Here is a 17,377-nt window from a genome sequence, read left to right on the forward strand (position 1 = left end):
CGCCGCAGCGCCCTCGCCGCTGCGCGTCCCGACGCCGCCCCACACCGCCGTCGGCCCACCTCGACGCACCTGCCGCCCCTGAAGGAGCGATTTCACCCGTGATCACCGCCGAAGGCATCGAACTGCGCGCCGGCTCGCGCATCCTGCTCGAGAACGCGACGTTCCGTGTCGCTCCGGGCGACCGCGTCGGCCTCGTCGGGCGTAACGGAGCCGGCAAGACGACGCTGACGAAGGTGCTCGCGGGAGACGGCATCCCCGCAGCGGGACGCGTCGTCACCTCCGGCGAGTTCGGCTACCTGCCGCAGGATCCACGCACCGGCGACCTCGATGTCCTCGCCCGCGACCGCATCCTGTCCGCGCGCGGCCTTGACGCCATCGCGCGCGACCTGCGCACCGCCGAGACGAACATGGCCTCCGAGGACGACGCCGTGCGCGAGAAGGCGATGAAGCGCTACACGCGCCTCGACGCCGAGTTCACCGCCGCCGGCGGGTACGCCTCGGAGTCGGAGGCCTCGTCGATCGCGAGCAGCCTCGCCCTCGACGAGCGCATCCTCACCCAGCCGCTGCGCACGCTCTCGGGTGGTCAGCGACGCCGCATCGAACTCGCGCGCATCCTGTTCTCCGGCGCGCAGACGCTGCTGCTCGACGAGCCGACCAACCACCTCGACGCCGACTCGATCCATTGGCTGCGCGACTACCTCAAGGCGTACAAGGGCGGGCTCATCGTCATCAGCCACGACGTCGAACTGCTCGACGCCGTCGTCACCAAGGTCTTCCACCTCGACGCCAACCGCGCCGAGCTCGACCAGTACAACGTCGGCTGGAAGGCCTACCTGCAGGCGCGTGAGCAGGACGAGAAGCGTCGCAAGCGCGAGCGTCAGAACGCGGAGAAGAAGGCCGGAGCGCTCATGGCGCAGGCCGACAAGATGCGCGCGAAGGCGTCGAAGGCGACCGCGGCGCAGAACATGGCCAAGCGCGCCGAGCGCCTGCTCGGCAGCCTCGAGGGCGAGCGTCAGCAGGACAAGGTCGCGAAGCTGCGCTTCCCGAAGCCGTCGCCGTGCGGCAAGACGCCGCTCATGGCCGAGGGGCTCTCGCGCTCGTACGGATCGCTCGAGATCTTCACCGACGTCGACCTCGCCATCGACCGCGGCTCGAAGGTCGTCGTCCTCGGCCTCAACGGTGCGGGCAAGACGACGCTGCTGCGGATGCTCGCCGGCGTCGACGCACCCGACACGGGCCGGATCATCGCCGGCCACGGGCTGAAGATCGGCTACTACGCGCAGGAGCACGAGAACCTCGACGTCGAGCGCAGCGTCCTCGACAACATGAAGTCCGCCGCGCCCGATCTCGGCGAGACCGAGGTGCGCAAGGTGCTCGGCTCGTTCCTGTTCTCCGGCGACGACGTCGAGAAGCCAGCCGGCGTGCTCTCCGGTGGTGAGAAGACGCGCCTGTCGCTCGCGCTGCTCGTCGTGTCCGCGGCCAACGTCCTGCTGCTCGACGAACCGACGAACAACCTCGACCCGGCCAGCCGCGAGGAGATCCTGGGCGCGCTGCGCGGCTACGAGGGCGCGGTCGTCCTCGTCAGCCACGACGACGGCGCCGTCGAGGCTCTCGAACCCGAACGTATCCTGCTGCTGCCCGATGGCGTCGAGGATCTGTGGGGCCCCGACTACGCCGACCTCATCTCGCTGGCCTGAGGAGCTCACATGTCCATGGGCGCCGGCTGGCAGATGATGCGCTCGATGTCACGCGACTCGAGCGTCAAGGATCAGCGTCTCGCCCCCGGCACGGTGCGCCGCGTGGCGGGCTACGCCCGCGGCTATCGCCGCACGATCGCGGCGTTCCTCGTCCTCGTCGTGCTCGACGCCGTCATGGTCGTCGCGTCACCGCTGCTGCTCAAGCACATCATCGACGACGGTGTCGTGCCGCGACATCGCGACGTCGTCGTGTGGCTCTCACTCGCCGTCGCGCTCGTCGCCGTGCTCAGCGCGGGCGTCACGATCACGCAGCGCTGGCTGTCGGCGCGCCTCGGCGAGGGTCTCATCTTCGACCTGCGCGCCGACGTGTTCCGCCACGTGCTCGCCCAACCCATCGCGTTCTTCACGCGGGCGCAGACGGGTGCCCTCGTCACGCGCATCAACTCTGACGTCGTCGGTGCGCAGCAGGCGTTCACGACGACGTTGTCGACGGTCGTCAGCAATGCCGTGAGCCTCGTCGTGCTGCTCGTCGCGATGACGTCCTTGTCATGGCAGCTGACGCTGGCCGCCCTCGTCCTCGTGCCGTTGTTCCTGCTGCCGACGCGCTTCCTCGGCCGCCGCCTGGCCGGTCTGACGCGCGAGCAGATGACGTTGAACGCCGAACTCGGCGCGCGGATGACGGAGCGGTTCAACGTCGCGGGTGCGCTGCTCGTCAAGCTCTTCGGGCGCCCGGACGAGGAATCGGCGCAGTACGACGCCCGCGCCGCACGCGTGCGCGACATCGGTGTCTCGATCGCCGCGCAACGCAGCATGTTCCTCGTCGCGCTCACCCTCATGGCCTCCCTCGCGACCGCGCTCGTCTACGGCCTCGGCGGGGTGCTCGCGGTCGACGGCGCGATGACGGTCGGCACCCTGCTCGCGCTCGCAGCGCTGCTCGGGCGCCTCTACGCACCACTGACGGCGCTGTCGAACGTCCGCGTCGACGTCATGGCCGCGATGGTCTCGTTCGAGCGCGTATTCGAGGTGCTCGATCTCGAACCGCTCGTGCGCGAATCACCCTCCGCCCGGGCGCTTCCTGACGGGCCACTGGGCGTGAGGTTCGACGACGTCACCTTCGCCTACCCGGACGCCGACGTCGTCTCGCTCGAATCCCTCGAGGCGAACGTGACGGGGGACAGACGCGGGGGAGAGGACGTGCTGCGCGGCATCGACCTCGACGTGCCCGCCGGGGCGCTCGTCGCGCTCGTCGGGCCCAGTGGCGCAGGCAAGACGACGCTGACGAACCTCGTGCCGCGTCTGTTCGACCCCACGTCCGGTGCCGTGCGCGTCGGCGGGCTCGACCTGCGCGAGGCGAGCCTCGCCTCCGTCCGCGACCGCATCGGCGTCGTGACGCAGGAGGCGCACATGTTCCACGACACCGTGCGCGCCAACCTCCTCTACGCCCGTCCCGACAGCACCGACGACGACCTGGAGAGCGCCCTCCGTGCCGCGCACGTGTGGAGCCTCGTCGAGCGGCTGCCGCTCGGGCTCGACACCGTCGTCGGCGATCGCGGACACCGCCTCTCCGGCGGGGAGAAGCAGCGCCTCGCCATCGCACGGCTGCTGCTCAAGGCGCCCGACGTCGTCATCCTCGACGAGGCGACCGCGCACCTCGACAGCGAGTCAGAAGCCGCGGTGCAGGCGGCACTCGCGAACGCGCTCGTCGGGCGGACGTCGTTCGTCATCGCCCACAGCCTCTCGACCGTGCGCGACGCAGACGTCATCGTGGTCCTCGAGGCCGGCCGCGTCGTGCAGACCGGCACGCACCGGGAGCTGCTCGCCACCGGTGGGCTCTACGCCCAGCTGCACGCGACCCAGTTCAAGGAGGACTGAGCGCGCTTCAGAGCGTGCGCAGCGCCCCGCCGTCGACGGGGATCGCGATGCCCGTGAGGTAGGACGCGGCCGGGCTCGTGACGAACGCGGCGACGCGGCCGAACTCCTCCGGCGTGCCGTAACGCCCCAGTGGGATGCCCGCCTCGGCTTCCGCCTTCGACGCCTCCGCATCTCCCGTACCGGCGTCGAGGCTCTTGACGCGGTCGGTGTCGATGCGCCCCGGCAGCAGGACGTTGACGCGCCCGCCGCGCGGGCCGTACTCGTCGGCGAGGGTCTTGGCCGCCATCGCGAGGCCTGGACGCAGCCCGTTGGAGATGGCGAGGCCCGGGATGGGCGACTTCACAGACGACGACAGCACGAGCGTCACCGCCATGCCCGAGGCGGGGTCGAAGGGCGTGTCGAGCACGGCGCGGGCCATGCGCAGCCCACCGAGGAAGACGCTCTCGAACGCGTCACGCCACTGCTGTTCGCTCGTGTCCTCGAGGCGGCCGGCGGGCGGGCCGCCGACGGAGATGACGGCGCCGTCGAGGCGTCCGTAGGCTTCCTGCGCCGTGGCGACGAGTCGCTGCGCAGCAGACTCGTCCGCGAGGTCGGCGACGACGGCGCGCACCCCCGCGGGCGAGTCGAGCCGCGCCGCGGCGTCGTCGATGCGCTCCTGATCGCGGGAGGCGATGACGAGGTCGGCACCGTCAGCGGCCAGCGCCTGCGCGCTCGCGAAGCCCAGGCCCGACGAGGCACCCGTGACGATGTAGCTACGGCCGTTCAGTCCACAATCCATGTCACCATCGTGGCACGTCCGGCGCGTGTGCGGAACACGCCGCCCGCCCCTCGTGAAGGGGACGCGCTCAGGCGTCCTCCTCGTCCCAGATGCGCTGCTTGCGCGGGCGGGGTTTCTTCGCGGGCTTCTTCGTCGGGCGCACGGGTGTCGTGGATCCGGTCTCTGTGAAACCTGTCGCCGAGGCGCTGTCACCGCCTGCCTCGGTGTCATGCGCCACCGGTGCCTCGTCCGCCAACTCCAGCGAGTCCAGGTACTCACGGCGTGCACGCAGCAGGACGAAGGCATACCCGGCGATCGCACCGAGCCACCACTGCAGCGCGTAGCTGAGGTTGATGCCGGCCGCGGAACCCTGCGACGGCCGGTCGAGCGCGGCGGGCCGCGGCGGTGTCGAGCCGTCGGCCAGCTTCTCCGAACGCATTCGGACGTACCCCTGCGCGAGCGTCGCGCCGGTGGCACGCTCCACGTCTGCGACGGAGATCGATGAGACCTGACCGTTCACCTCGGCGCGGCCCAACGACTTCTCGCTCGGGCGGACCCAGCCCGTCAGCGTCACCTCGCCCTTCGGTGCCTGCGGGATCGACGCGGGGCGCGCCGCGGTCTCGCCGTTCGCGACCCACCCGCGGTCGACGACGACCTTCATCCCGTCGACCTCGAACACGCCGAGCGTCTCGTATCCGAAATCGCCGCCGGGGCCGGGGCGGTTGCGCACCAAGAGTGGTTCGCCGACGTAGTGGCCGCGCCCGGTGACCTGCTTCCACTCGTCCGACTTCGCCGGCGCCCGCGAGGTGCTCAGCTCGCGGCTCATCGGGGTGGGGGTCGCGTCATAGTTGGCGTCGATGCGGTTCTGGATCGTGCTCTTGTCCTCCCAGCGCCCCCACTGCCAGAACCCGGCAATGACGCACAACGTCGCCCACAACGTGGCCACGAGGAGCCAGGTCAGCCAACGTCGGGTCGTGAGAAGTCTCAGCACCGCACCAGCCTATCGACGGGCGCTGAACGTCGCGTGAGCGGCCGCCTCAGCCGTCGGTGGCGCGCAGCTCGGCCGGCCGCACGGTGTCGCGGTGGAAACCGCGCATCGACAGGAACTCGCGCAGTGTCGGCTCGTGCTCGTCGCAGGCGAGCCACACCTTGCGCCGCTCGGGCGTGTGCAGCGTGGGGTTGTTCCAGCGCAGCGCCCAGGTTGCCTCGGCGCGGCAGCCCTTCGCGCTGCAGCGCAGCGCCGGAAATGCGGTGCCGGGTTCGTCACCGGGGGCGGAATCAGCGAGGTTCGCGCGCAGATCCATGGATCTCCTTGTGTGGCACCGGTGGTGGTGTGACGGCGCCCATCGTGTCGATGCGACGCTTGCCCGTCGCGTTCGCGAAGACGACGGCGACGTACGGCAGGATCGCGGCGAGGGCGAAGAACACGAGGCTGAGAGGGCGAAGGGGTGACCAGGTGAGGACGGCGGCGATGAAGCACACCGTCCTGATGCCCATCGAGATGAGATAGCCGCGAATGCGGCGGCGCTGATCGTCCTGCGCCGATTCGGGCAGGCTCGTGGCCGAGAGCCGTCGCTGCCCCTGATCCGCCATGGCCTCACTGTATTCGAGGGCCCCGGCTCGCCCGAAACGCCCCGGATTGGTCTACCCGGGGGTAGTCGATAGCGTGCGACGAAGAACACACCGCCTCATCCCGGAAGGTCCGCATGACCACCTCGCCCGAGACCACCAGCGCCCCGTCGCGCCGCCGCACCGTCCTCGTCACCGGGGGCAACCGCGGCATCGGGCTCGCCATCGCGCGACGCTTCCAGGCGCAGGGGGACGCCGTCGTCATCATGTCGCGCTCCGGTGAAGACGTCGAGGGCATCCCGGCCGTCACGGGTGACGTGACGAACTCCGAATCGGTCGACGCGGCGTTCGCGAAGGCCGCGCAGATCACCGGCGGGCCGATCGAGGTCGTCGTCGCCAACGCCGGTATCACCGACGACGGCCTGCTCATGCGCATGAGCGACGACTCCTTCGAGAACGTCGTCGACACCAACCTCGCCGGCGCCTTCCGCTGCGCTCGTGCGGCGTCGACGGGCATGATCCGGCGCAAGGGCGGGCGCATCATCTTCGTCTCCAGCGTCGTCGGCCTGTTCGGCTCCGCGGGCCAGACCAACTACAGCGCGTCGAAGGCCGGGCTCGTCGGCCTCGCCCGCTCCATCGCGCGTGAGCTCGGCGGGCGCGGCATCACCGCGAACGTCGTCGCGCCCGGCTTCATCGAGACCGACATGACGGCCGCACTGCCCGACGAGCGTCAGGCGGCGTACAAGGCGACGATCCCGGCGGGTCGGTTCGCGCAGCCCGACGAGGTCGCCGCGGCCGTCGCGTTCCTCGCCTCCGACGACTCGGCCTACATCAACGGCGCCGTCATCCCCGTCGACGGTGGCCTCGGCATGGGTCACTGACCGGCGGCCACCCGCCAGTCGCCCGCGCACGCACGCCCCCACTTCCGCACCATCACGAAAGGCCGGCCATGGGTCTGCTCGAAGGCAAGAAGCTCCTCATCACCGGTGTCCTCATGGACTCCTCGATCGCGTTCCACGTCGCGCGCATCGCGCAGGAGGAGGGCGCGCACGTCGTCCTCACGAGCTTCGGGCGCACGATGAAGATCACCCAGACGATCAGTCGGCGCCTGCCGCAACCCGTCGAGGTCGTCGAACTCGACGTGACGAACACCGAGCACCTCGACACGCTCGCCGAGCGTCTGCGCCCCCTCGTCGGCGAACTCGACGGCGTGCTGCACTCGATCGGCTTCGCGCCCCAGGGCGCGTTCGACTTCATGAGCGCGACGTGGGAGGACGTCTCGACGGCGCTGCACGCGTCCGCGTACTCGCTCAAGGCCCTCGCCGCCGCCTGCGAACCCCTCATGTCGCCGGGGGGCGCGATCGTCGGGCTGACGTTCGACGCGAAGTTCGCCTGGCCCGTCTACGACTGGATGGGCGTCGCCAAGGCGGCGTTCGAGTCGACCAACCGCTACCTCGCGCGCGACCTCGGCCCCAAGGGGCTGCGCAGCAACCTCGTCGCTGCCGGCCCGATCCGTACGACCGCCGCGAAGTCCATCCCGGGCTTCGAGCAGTTCGAGCAGACCTGGGACGAGCGCGCGCCGCTCGGGTGGAACGTCGGCGACCCGGTGCCCGCCGCGCGCGCCTGCGCGGCGCTACTGTCCGACTGGTTCCCGGCGACCACCGGCGAGATCGTCCACGTCGACGGCGGGGTGCACGCGATGGGGCAGTAGGACCAGGGCCGGCCTCGTCCAACCCGTGTCCCGTGGGTGCGCCCCGCTCGCCGGACGCCTACGCTTTCGCCCATGACTCCTGAACCGGCGCACGCGCGAGTCGAGTTGCTCGGCAACCGTGTTCTCGATGGCCCCAACCTCTACTTCACCCGTCAGGCGATCAAGACGACCCTCGACCTGGGGGCGTGGTGCGCGGCCCCCGAGGAGACAGTCTCCGCTGCGTTTCGGGCCCTCGATTCCCGCCGCCCAAAGATCGGCGAACCAGGCGGGCCCGTGCGCGACCGGTGCGTCATGCGCCTCGCGGAGGTCGTGACGCGTCAGATCGCTCAACTGAGCGGCACGGGCCGTCTTGGCGTGCGCGTGCGCCACGGGGAGGAGCCGGGCGAGTACGTCGTCGCCTTCCCGTGGAACCGGCGCGAACGTGGCCGTGCACTGGGGCGCGCCATCGCGCGTGCCCTCGACGATCTGCTCGACACCGAGCGCGCGAACGGCGCCTGTGTGCGCGCCGCCGCCGACGTGAGAGACGCCGAGCAGGGACCGCGCGAGACGCTGCCGCGGCCGCGCGTCCCCGTCATCTCGATCACCGGCACGAACGGCAAGACGACGACGACGCGCCTCGTCGCGCACATCGCGATGACGGCCGGGCGCACGACGGCGTGGAGCTCGACGGACGGCGTCCTCGTCATGGGTGAGCACATCGAGCACGGCGACTACTCCGGCCCGGCCGGCGCACAGGCCGTCCTCGCGACGCCGGGGCTCGAGGTCGCGGTGCTCGAGACCGCGCGCGGCGGGTTGCTCAACCGCGGCATGGGCGTGCCGTACAACGACGTCAGCGTCGTCACGAACGTCACGTCCGACCACCTCGGCAGCGGCGGCATCAACACCGTCGACCAGCTCGCCGAGGTCAAGGCGATCATCACGAAGGTGACGCGACCCTCCGGCTGGTGCGTGCTCAACGGGGACGACCCGCGCGTGTGGGCGATGCGCGTCGGCACCCCCGCCCAGCTCGTCGCGTTCACTCTCGACCCCAACGCCCCCTGCATCCGCGAGGTGCGCGCGGCGCGCGGCAAGGCGTTCACCGTCATCGACGGCTTCATCGCGTGCATCGAGGACGGCGGCATCGACATGCTCGTCAGCCTCGACGACGTACCGATGACGCTCGCCGGGCTGTCGCGCCACAACGTCGCCAACGCGCTCGCGGGAGCAGCGGGGGCGCTCGCGCTTGGCCTGCCGCGCAGCGCCGTCGTCCAGGGCCTCAAGACCTTCGCGCCCGACGCGACGCTCAACCCGGGGCGCATGAACGTCTACAGCCTCCCGCTCGGGGCAGATCAGCAAGCGAGCGTGATCATCGACATGGCGCACAACGAAGGTGGCCTCGAGGCCCTGCTCGACGTCGGCCGCGGCCTCGTCGCGCCCGGCTCGCGGCTGCTGCTCGGCCTCGGCACCGGCGGCGATCGCAGCGACGAGATCCTCGTCGCCCTCGGCGAACTCGCCGGGCGCGGCGCCGACGTCGTCCACGTCGTGCACAAGGAGCACTACCTGCGCGGTCGCACGATGGAGGACCTCGAGAAGCACCTGCGCGATGGGCTGTCGCATGTGGGCGCGCACGCGGAGGCGAGCCACGAGACCGAACTCGACGGTCTGCGTGGCTTGCTCGACGTTGCCCACGACGGTGACGTCGTCGCCGTCATGACGCACAGCCACCAGGCCGAACTGCACGCGTGGCTGCTCGAGCACGGCGCGACGACGGACGGCCCACGCGAGATCCGCCGCAAGGTGCGGGCCGCTCGCGGCAGCGGCGACGCCCCCATCGATTCGGTGCCCGACGAGGCACGCGACGACGTCCGTATCGCCATCGACGCGCTCGAACGAGCGGCGTCGCACGACACGTCACCGAGTGTCTTCGGCGACATGGCGACGAGCCTCAAGGCACTGCTCGAGTCACCCTGACGGCACGCTCGCCGAGGCGACCGGAACACGGACGAGCGCCCGCCACACGACGAACCCCGGCTGCGATCACACAGGATCGCGGCCGGGGTTCGTCGTGTGCCGGCGTCAGCTGCTGGGCAGGAGTTCGTCGATCACGTCGTCCTCGGGCGACTCGAACACGGCGTCGCGGCTGAAGTCGGGGTCGCCGGGGTGAGCGGCCTCGTCGGCGTGGGCGCCGGGCGTCGCGAGGTGCGTCAGGTCCTCGAGCGCGGCCATGACACGGGCGTGCTTGTCGGCGCAGATGACGACGAGGTCGCCGGCGCGCGCTGAGTCGATCGCCACCTGTGTCGCCTCGAGCTCGTCGAGCACCGTCTCGACGCTCGCGGCGCGTGCCTCACCCGAGTCGATCGCCTGCTGGGCACCTTCGGCGACGAGGGCTGCGGTCTCGCCGGGCGCGCGGCGCCGCAGGTTGTCGTCCTCACGGATGATGACGTGGTCGAACCACTTCGCGGCCAGTTCGCCCATCTCGCGGATGTCCTGGTCCCGTCGATCTCCGGCGGCGCCGACGACGACGGTGCGCCGCACGCGCGTCGACTTGTTCTTGCCGGCGACGTAGCGGTCGACGAACTCGCCGAGCAGCTGCAGACCGGCCGGGTTGTGGCAGTAATCGACGAACACCTCGGCGTGGTCGACCTCGATGCGGTTGAGGCGGCCGGGGGAGAGGTAGTAGCTCGTCGTGAACGTGCGCAGCCCCTGGCGGATGTCGTGCAGCGGGGCACCCGCGGCGAACGCGGCGCCGGCCGCGGCGAGGGCGTTGGCGACGTTCATGCGGGCGGCGCCGCTGAACGTGCTCGGCAGCAGGTGCGTCCACGCGAGCTGCATGGAGCGTCGGCCCTGCTTGAGGACGATCATCTCGCCCTTGTCCGTCGGCTCGAGCACGACGGCGCGGTCGCCACGCACGCAGCGCTCGTCGATGAACTGGCGCACGCGACTACCGGGCGCCTCCATCGAGAACCACACGATCGTGCCGCGGCACACGCGTCGCATGCGGCGCACGTACTCGTCGTCGGCGTTGAGGACGGCGAACCCGTCGCGCGGGACGGCCTCGACGATGACCTGCTTGACGTTCGCGAGATCTTCGAGCGAGTTGATGCCGCGCATGCCGAGGTGGTCGCTCTGGATGTTGGTGACGACGGCGATGTCGTTGCGGTCGTAGCCGAGGCCCTCGCGCAGGATGCCGCCGCGTGCCACCTCGAGCACCGCGAAGTCGACGCGCGGGTTCTGCAGCACCATCTTCGCCGACTTGGGGCCGGAAGCATCACGCGTGATGAGCAGGCGTTCGTCGATGACGATGCCGTCGGTCGAGGTCATGCCGACCTTCTTGCCGAGGCCCTTCATGATGTGCGCGAGCATCCGCGACGTCGTCGTCTTGCCGTTCGTGCCGGTGACGGCGACGATCGGAACGCGCGAGGGCGAGCCGGGCGGGAACAGCAGGTCGACGACCGGCTTGGCGATGAACTGCGGCTCACCGACCGTCGGGTGGGTGTGCATGCGGAAACCGGGCGCGGCGTTGACCTCGCAGATCGCGCCGCCGGTCTCACGTACAGGGACGGTGATGTCGGGGCAGATGAAGTCGATGCCCGCGACATCGAGGCCGATGAGGCGCGCGGCCTCCTCGGCGATCTCGACATTGTCGGGATGCGCGTCCATGGTGCGGTCGATCGAGATGCCCCCGGTCGACATGTTGCCCGTCAGCGCGAGCTTCACCGTCTCGCCCTCGGGCACGACGGCGTCCATCGCGTAGCCCTGGTCGGCGACGAGGTCGCGGGCGGCGTCGTCGACCTTGATCTTCGTCAGCACCTTCTCGTGCCCGTAGCCGCGCCGCGGGTCGGCGTTCGTCAGTTCGATGAGCTCGTCGACGGTGTGCTCGCCGTCACCGACGACGTGCGCGGGCACGCGTTCGGCGATGGCCGCCATCCTGCCGTCGATGATGAGGCAGCGGTAGTCCTTGCCGGTGACGAACGACTCGACCTGCAGCACGCCGCGCCGGCTCTGCGCCATCGCGATGTCGTAGGCCTCGCTGACGGCCTCGTCGTCGGTGAGGTCCAAGCACACGCCGCGGCCGTGGTTGCCGTCGAGCGGCTTGACGACGACGGGGAAGCCGATCTCGCGAGCCGCCTGGATCGCGCCCTCACGCGTGCGCACGACCTCCGACTTCGGCACCGGCAGCCCGGCCGAGCCGAGCAGGTCGAGCGTCAGGCTCTTGTCGCACGCAATGTCGACGGCGAGGGCCGACGTGCGGCTCGTCATCGTCGCGCGGATGCGTTGGGCGTGCACGCCCTGGCCGAGCTGAACGAGGGAGGCGCCGTTGAGGCGCGTCCACGGGATGTCGCGGCTGACGGCCTCGTCGATGATCGCCTGCGTCGACGGGCCGAACGCGCGGCGCTGCACGAGAGCGTGGAACGTCTCGAGCGCGGCCTCGACGTCGAAGCCGTCCTCGGGGTGCACGACGTGGTTGACGATGCGCACGGCGAGCTGGCCGGCGGCAGTGCCGACGCTCTCCTCGAGGTAGGCGTAGACGACGTTGTAGCGCCCCTCCTCGCCCTTGACTCCGCGCGTCTTGCCGCGGCGCACGTCGTGCCCGGCCTCCTGCTGCAGCTGCAGCGCGAGGTGCTCGGCGACGTGGCCGAGCCAGGTGCCCTCGTGGAGGCGCTCGACGAAGCCGCCCTCCTTGCCACGCGAGCACGAGTGGTGCTGCAGGCCGGGGAAGAGTTCGACGAGGCGATCCGCGAAGCCGGGGATCGCGTGCGTCGGGTAGTACTCGAGCACGCCGAGATCGACGACGAGGTGGATCGCGGGGTCGTAGGACCACACGTTCGGGCCGCGGTAGACGCGCGTGCTGACGATGCGCAGCGACGGCTCGATGGGGCCCGGTGCCTGCGGGATGTCGATGACGGTCATGTTCTGTTCTTCCCCTCGAAACGACGTGGACGCGATCAGTGACGCAGCGCGGCGGCAGCGGTCGCGGTGTCGTGCTGGTCCTTCGCCGCGGTGACCGCTACGTCGGCGTGCTGTTCGACGAACTCGGTCAGCGTGGCCGTCTCCAGGTCGAAGGTCGCCCCGTAGGGCAGCGAGTGCACGACGGCACCGGTGACGAGCAGCGGCGCGTCGCGGCGTGCCTCGTGTGCGTCCGTCTGCGCCATGCGCGCGTCGACGACGAATACGGCGCCGGAGCCGATGATCGTCATCTCCCGTCCGTTCGTGATCTCCGCGGCGGTGTCCTCGTCGATGCCCATGCCGAGCAGGCTCGGTGAGCCGGCGACGAGGGAGAGCAGGCGCCCGTAACGCGAGCGCTGGTCGAAGTGCTGGTCGATGATGACGCCCGGCACGAGGCCGAGGCCCTGCGTCAGCTGGCTCGCGCGCTGACGGGGCGTCACGCCCTCCTCGCCCATCGAGATCATGAACTGGCTCATGATCGACGCGCCGGCGCTCGTGCCGGCGATGACGGCGCCGCGCTCGTGGGCGCGCAGGATGGCCTTGCCGAGGGGCGTGCCGACGATGAGCTGGCTCAGCTTGAGCTGGTTGCCGCCGGAGATGAAGATGCCGCTCGCGGCGTCGATGCGCTCGGCGAGTTCTTCTGAGGATGAGTCGACGCGCGACTGCGGGTCGACGCTGCCCACGCTCGGGCAGCCGAGGCGTGTGAAGACGGTCGAGTACACCTCGATGACCTCGTCCGCCATCGACGATGCCGTCGGGATGACGACGATGTTCGACTTGCGGCCGCCGGCGAGGCGCACGAAGCGGCGCAGGATGGTCACACGGCCGATCTTGTCCTCGGCGCCGCCGATGATGAGCAGGGAGCGTCGGGGGTCGCTACGTTCAGGCATGCGCCATATGTTAGGCGTCACGCTGCGTCGCCGCAGCGGCGTCCACGTCCGTCACGTCGAGCATGACGGTCGCACCATCGGGCGTCTCGAGCGCGTCGAAGTCGTCGGCTTCCTCGATGTCGTCGCGGCTGATGCCGAGGAAGAACAGGACACTGTCGAGGTATGGGACGTTGACAGAGGCGTCCGCCTGCGCCCGCACGACGGGCTTGGCGTTGAACGCGATGCCGAGGCCCGCGAGGGCGAGCATGTCGAGGTCGTTGGCGCCGTCGCCGATCGCCACGGTGCGCTCCAGCGGCAGGTGCTCGGCCTCGGCGAACGCGGCGAGCGCACGTGCCTTTCCCTCGCGGTCGACGACGTCGCCGAGGACGCGCCCGGTCAGGGCGCCGTCGACGATCTCAAGGGTGTTGGCGCGCGCGTGGTCGATGCCGAGGGAGGCGGCGAGCGGCGCGACAACCTCGATGAAGCCGCCGGAGACGACGCCGACGGTGAAGCCGAGCCGCTTGAGGGTGCGCACGAGCGTGCGGGCGCCGGGCGTGAGGCGGATCTCGGCGCGCACCTCGTCGAGCACGCTCGCGGGCAGCCCCGCGAGGGCCTCGACGCGCTCGTGCAGCGATTCGGCGAAGTCGATCTCGCCGCGCATGGCGCGCTCGGTCACCTCCGCCACCTCGGCCTCGCGGCCCGCGCGGGCGGCGAGCAGTTCGATGACCTCGTCCTGGATGAGCGTCGAATCGACGTCGAGGACGACGAGTCGGCGGCCACGGCGCGCGAGCCCGGCCTCGGCGACGCTCGCGTCACACCCCGTCTCGTGCGAGGCCTCGAGCACCCGGCGGCGCAGCTCGACGACCTCGACGCCCGAGACGTCGAGCTCGATCGCGGTGACCGGCGTGCGCGCGAGGCGGCGCACGCGGTCGATGTTGCCGCCGTGGTGGACGACCTCGGCCGAGATCTCCGCGAGGGCCTCGGCGGGCAGCGTCGGTGCGAGCAGCGTGACGACGGCGCGTCCGGGCAGGCGCACGACGTCGTCGCTCATGCCCTCGGCGAGCGTCAGGGCGAGCGAGCGCAGGCGGGCGAGGCGCCTCATCTCGAGGACGAGTTCGTCGGGTTCGGCTGCGCTGACGAGGAACGACAGCGTGATGCCACCGCCGAGGACGGCCTGGCCGACGTCGACGATCTCGACGCCGAACTTCGTCATCGCGTCGGTGAGCTCGTGGAACAGCCCGGGGGAGTCGGTGCCCTGGAACGTCAGGCCCAACAGGTCGGTACGGCGCGCGTCGTTGTTCACCCCTCATTCATAGCGTGAAGGCGCCGCGCTCGCATCCGGTGTTCACGACGTGAGGCCGACCCGCGCGCGAGCGCGAATCGGCCTCACCCCCAGGGGCGTAGCTCGATCAGGGGGTCACGACGGTGCCCTTGCCGACGACGACGATGCCGGAGTCGGTGACGGTGAAGCCGCGGGCGCGGTCGGCGTCGTGGTCGATGCCGATGTGGGTGCCCTCGGGCAGCGTCACGTCCTTGTCGATGATGGCGCGGCGCACGATGCACGAGCGTCCGACCTTGACGCCGTCGAGCAGGATCGAGGAGTCGATGTCGCTGAACGAGCGCACGACGACGTTGGGCGAGAGCACCGAGTGGCTGACCGTCGCGCCGGAGATGATGCAGCCGGGGGAGACGATCGAGTCGACGGCGGTGCCGGTGCGCCCGTGGCTGCCATGGACGAACTTCGCGGGCGGCAGGCTCATGCCGGACGTCGTGTGGATCGGCCAGCGGTCGTTGTAGAGGTTGAAGATCGGGTGGATCGAGACGAGGTCCATGTGGGCGTCGAAGTAGGAGTCGATCGTGCCGACGTCGCGCCAGTACCCGCGGTCGCGATCCTCCGCGCCGGGGATCTCGTTGTCCTTGAAGTCGTAGACGAACGCCTCACCCCGCTCGACGAAGGCGGGGATGATGTCGCCGCCCATGTCGTGCTTGCTGTCCTCCAGGTCGGCATCACGTGTGACCGCCTCGATGAGCGCGTCGGTGGAGAAGACGTAGTTGCCCATCGAGGCGAGCACCTCGTCGGGGCTGTCCGGCAGCCCCTGCGGGTCGGTGGGCTTTTCGAGGAAGGCGCGGATGCGCGGCGGGTTCTGCGGGTCGACGTCGATGACGCCGAACTGGTCGGCGAGCGAGATCGGCTGACGGATCGCGGCGACGCTCGCCTTCGCACCCGAGGCGATGTGCGCATCAACCATGTCGGCGAAGTCCATGCGGTAGACGTGGTCGGCACCGACGACGACGACGTAGTCGGGCTTCTCGTCGTGGATGAGGTTGAGGCTCTGGTAGATCGCGTCGGCCGAACCGAGGTACCAGTTCTTGCCGACACGCTGCTGCGCGGGCACCGGCGTCACGTAGTTGCCGAGCAGGGAGCTCATGCGCCACGTCGTGGTGACGTGACGATCGAGGCTGTGCGACTTGTACTGCGTCAGCACGACGATGTGCAGGTAGTTCGAGTTGACGAGGTTGCTCAGCGCGAAGTCGATGAGGCGGTAGATGCCACCGAACGGCACGGCGGGCTTGGCCCGGTCCGCCGTCAGCGGCATGAGACGTTTGCCCTCGCCGCCGGCGAGGACGATGGCCAGAATCTTGGGGCCTCCACGGTTTGGCATGTGACGAGAATATGCCCCGACGTGGCTTCCCTCACACCCCCCGGCGCGGATAACGTTCATGGGGTGAGAGTCGACATCCTGACCAAGGAATATCCGCCCAACATCTACGGCGGGGCCGGCGTGCACGTGGCCGAGCTCGTCAAGGCGCTGCGCAGCAGCGGAATCGACACCCAGGTCCGCGCGTTCGGCGAACCGATCGACGAGCCGGGCACGCAGGGCTTTCCCGACCTTCCCGAACTCGCCGACGCGAACGGCGCCCTCAAGACTCTCGGCGTCGACCTGACGATGGTGCCCGCCGTCGCCGGCGCTGACGTCGTGCACTCGCACACCTGGTACGCCAACTTCGCCGGCCACCTCTCCTCGATGCTCCACGGCATCCCGCACGTCGTGAGCGCGCACAGCCTCGAGCCGATGCGGCCATGGAAGGCCGAACAGCTCGGCGGCGGCTACGCGATCTCCTCCTTCATCGAACGCACCGCCTACGAGGGCGCGGCCGCCGTCATCGCCGTCTCCGAGGGGATGCGCAAGGACGTCCTCGCGAGCTACCCGCAGCTCGACCCGGCGAAGGTCCATGTCGTCCACAACGGCATCGACGCACAGGCCTGGGCGCCTGACCACAGCGACGCCGCCCTCGAGATCGCGCGCCGTCATGGGGTCGACCGCGAGCGCCCGAGCATCGTGTTCGTCGGGCGCATCACGCGTCAGAAGGGCGTGCCGTTCCTGCTGCGTGCGATGCGTCAGGTGCCTGCGAACGTGCAGCTCGTGTTCTGCGCGGGCGCGCCCGACACCCCCGAGATCCTCGCCGAGGTCGAGGGCCTCATCGACCAGCTGCGCGCCGAGCGCGACGGCGTCGTGTGGATTCCCGACATGCTGCCGCGCGAGGAGGTCGTCGCGCTGCTGTCGCAGGCCACGACGTTCGTCTGCCCGTCGGTGTACGAACCCCTCGGCATCGTGAACCTCGAGGCGATGGCGTGCGAAGCGGCCGTCGTCGCAACCGCGACCGGCGGCATCCCCGAGGTCGTCGTCGACGGCGAGACGGGCTGGCTCGTGCCGATCGAGCAGGTGAACGACGGAACCGGTACGCCCGTCGACCCCGATACGTTCGTCGCCGATCTGGCGCGCGCCCTCACCGAGGCGACCTCCGACGTCGAAGAGGCCCGCCGACGGGGTCGAGCCGGGCGTCAGCGCGCCGTCGAGCACTTCGGGTGGGACGCGATCGCCGAGCGCACCCAGCAGGTCTACGCGACGGTGCTCGAAGGCTCCCGTACGGCCTGATACGTCATTGCCGGAGACACGCCGCTCTGAGCACACCG

General features: G+C 70.3%; 14 protein-coding genes. 6 read left to right on the forward strand and 8 right to left on the reverse strand.

The features are described 5' to 3' along the window. The first annotated feature begins 98 nt into the window (after positions 1-98). Both ABH936_RS06035 and ABH936_RS06040 read left to right on the forward strand, forming a co-directional pair. Positions 99-1,697 (forward strand): ABC-F family ATP-binding cassette domain-containing protein, encoded by a 1,599-nt coding sequence (locus ABH936_RS06035; protein WP_404602832.1) that lies wholly within the window; start codon positions 99-101, stop codon positions 1,695-1,697. Positions 1,698-1,706: 9 nt separating this feature from the next. Continuing rightward, positions 1,707-3,569 carry an ABC transporter ATP-binding protein gene (locus tag ABH936_RS06040; protein ID WP_404602833.1) on the forward strand — a complete coding sequence of 621 codons (1,863 nt, stop codon included), beginning with the start codon at positions 1,707-1,709 and terminating at the stop codon, positions 3,567-3,569. A gap of 7 nt (positions 3,570-3,576) precedes the next feature. On the opposite strand, the gene ABH936_RS06045 is transcribed toward ABH936_RS06040, so the two are convergent. The 4 genes from ABH936_RS06045 to ABH936_RS06060 all read right to left on the reverse strand — a co-directional run bounded on the left by ABH936_RS06045 (position 3,577) and on the right by ABH936_RS06060 (position 5,919). Continuing rightward, a complete protein-coding gene (locus ABH936_RS06045) occupies positions 3,577-4,347 on the reverse strand; it encodes an SDR family oxidoreductase (protein ID WP_404602834.1) in 771 nt (256 codons plus the stop codon). A 67-nt stretch (positions 4,348-4,414) separates the two neighbouring features. Continuing rightward, positions 4,415-5,317, reverse strand: a complete 903-nt coding sequence (locus tag ABH936_RS06050) for an SURF1 family protein (protein WP_241724503.1) — start codon at positions 5,315-5,317, stop codon at positions 4,415-4,417. 46 nt (positions 5,318-5,363) lie between these two features. Continuing rightward, the gene (locus tag ABH936_RS06055) at positions 5,364-5,630 is read right to left on the reverse strand and encodes a hypothetical protein (protein ID WP_006945337.1); all 267 of its coding nucleotides are present in this window, start codon (positions 5,628-5,630) and stop codon (positions 5,364-5,366) included. Continuing rightward, positions 5,605-5,919, reverse strand: coding sequence for a DUF3099 domain-containing protein (locus ABH936_RS06060; protein ID WP_006945365.1), 315 nt, complete (start codon positions 5,917-5,919; stop codon positions 5,605-5,607). The genes ABH936_RS06055 and ABH936_RS06060 overlap by 26 nt, the downstream gene beginning before the upstream one ends. A gap of 113 nt (positions 5,920-6,032) precedes the next feature. Between ABH936_RS06060 and fabG the strand changes: the two genes are divergently transcribed. The 3 genes from fabG to ABH936_RS06075 all read left to right on the forward strand — a co-directional run bounded on the left by fabG (position 6,033) and on the right by ABH936_RS06075 (position 9,556). Then, positions 6,033-6,776 (forward strand): 3-oxoacyl-ACP reductase FabG, encoded by a 744-nt coding sequence (fabG, locus tag ABH936_RS06065; protein WP_241724504.1) that lies wholly within the window; start codon positions 6,033-6,035, stop codon positions 6,774-6,776. 68 nt (positions 6,777-6,844) lie between these two features. Next, positions 6,845-7,606 carry an enoyl-ACP reductase FabI gene (gene fabI, locus ABH936_RS06070; protein ID WP_074045305.1) on the forward strand — a complete coding sequence of 254 codons (762 nt, stop codon included), beginning with the start codon at positions 6,845-6,847 and terminating at the stop codon, positions 7,604-7,606. Between the two features lie 72 nt (positions 7,607-7,678). Continuing rightward, positions 7,679-9,556 (forward strand): Mur ligase family protein, encoded by a 1,878-nt coding sequence (locus ABH936_RS06075; RefSeq protein WP_253184138.1) that lies wholly within the window; start codon positions 7,679-7,681, stop codon positions 9,554-9,556. A gap of 105 nt (positions 9,557-9,661) precedes the next feature. Here ABH936_RS06075 and cphA read toward each other — a convergent pair whose 3' ends face one another. The 4 genes from cphA to glgC form a co-directional block, all read right to left on the reverse strand. Continuing rightward, complete coding sequence (gene cphA, locus ABH936_RS06080) at positions 9,662-12,496, reverse strand: cyanophycin synthetase (protein ID WP_404602835.1); 2,835 nt, start codon at positions 12,494-12,496, stop codon at positions 9,662-9,664. 35 nt (positions 12,497-12,531) lie between these two features. Next, positions 12,532-13,422 (reverse strand): cyanophycinase, encoded by an 891-nt coding sequence (locus tag ABH936_RS06085; RefSeq protein WP_404602836.1) that lies wholly within the window; start codon positions 13,420-13,422, stop codon positions 12,532-12,534. A 10-nt stretch (positions 13,423-13,432) separates the two neighbouring features. Further along, entirely contained in the window at positions 13,433-14,704 is a 1,272-nt protein-coding gene (serB, locus tag ABH936_RS06090; protein WP_404602837.1) for a phosphoserine phosphatase SerB, read from the reverse strand. 106 nt (positions 14,705-14,810) lie between these two features. Then, positions 14,811-16,064: a glucose-1-phosphate adenylyltransferase gene (glgC, locus tag ABH936_RS06095; protein ID WP_404602838.1), complete on the reverse strand. Its 1,254-nt coding sequence runs from the start codon at positions 16,062-16,064 to the stop codon at positions 14,811-14,813. A 63-nt stretch (positions 16,065-16,127) separates the two neighbouring features. On the opposite strand from glgC, the gene glgA reads away from it, so the two are divergent. Further along, positions 16,128-17,339 (forward strand): glycogen synthase, encoded by a 1,212-nt coding sequence (gene glgA / locus ABH936_RS06100; protein WP_404602839.1) that lies wholly within the window; start codon positions 16,128-16,130, stop codon positions 17,337-17,339. The last annotated feature ends 38 nt before the right edge of the window (positions 17,340-17,377 follow it).

The organism is Dermacoccus sp. GAS27A (genome assembly GCF_044909235.1).
Classification (GTDB): domain Bacteria; phylum Actinomycetota; class Actinomycetes; order Actinomycetales; family Dermatophilaceae; genus Dermacoccus; species Dermacoccus nishinomiyaensis.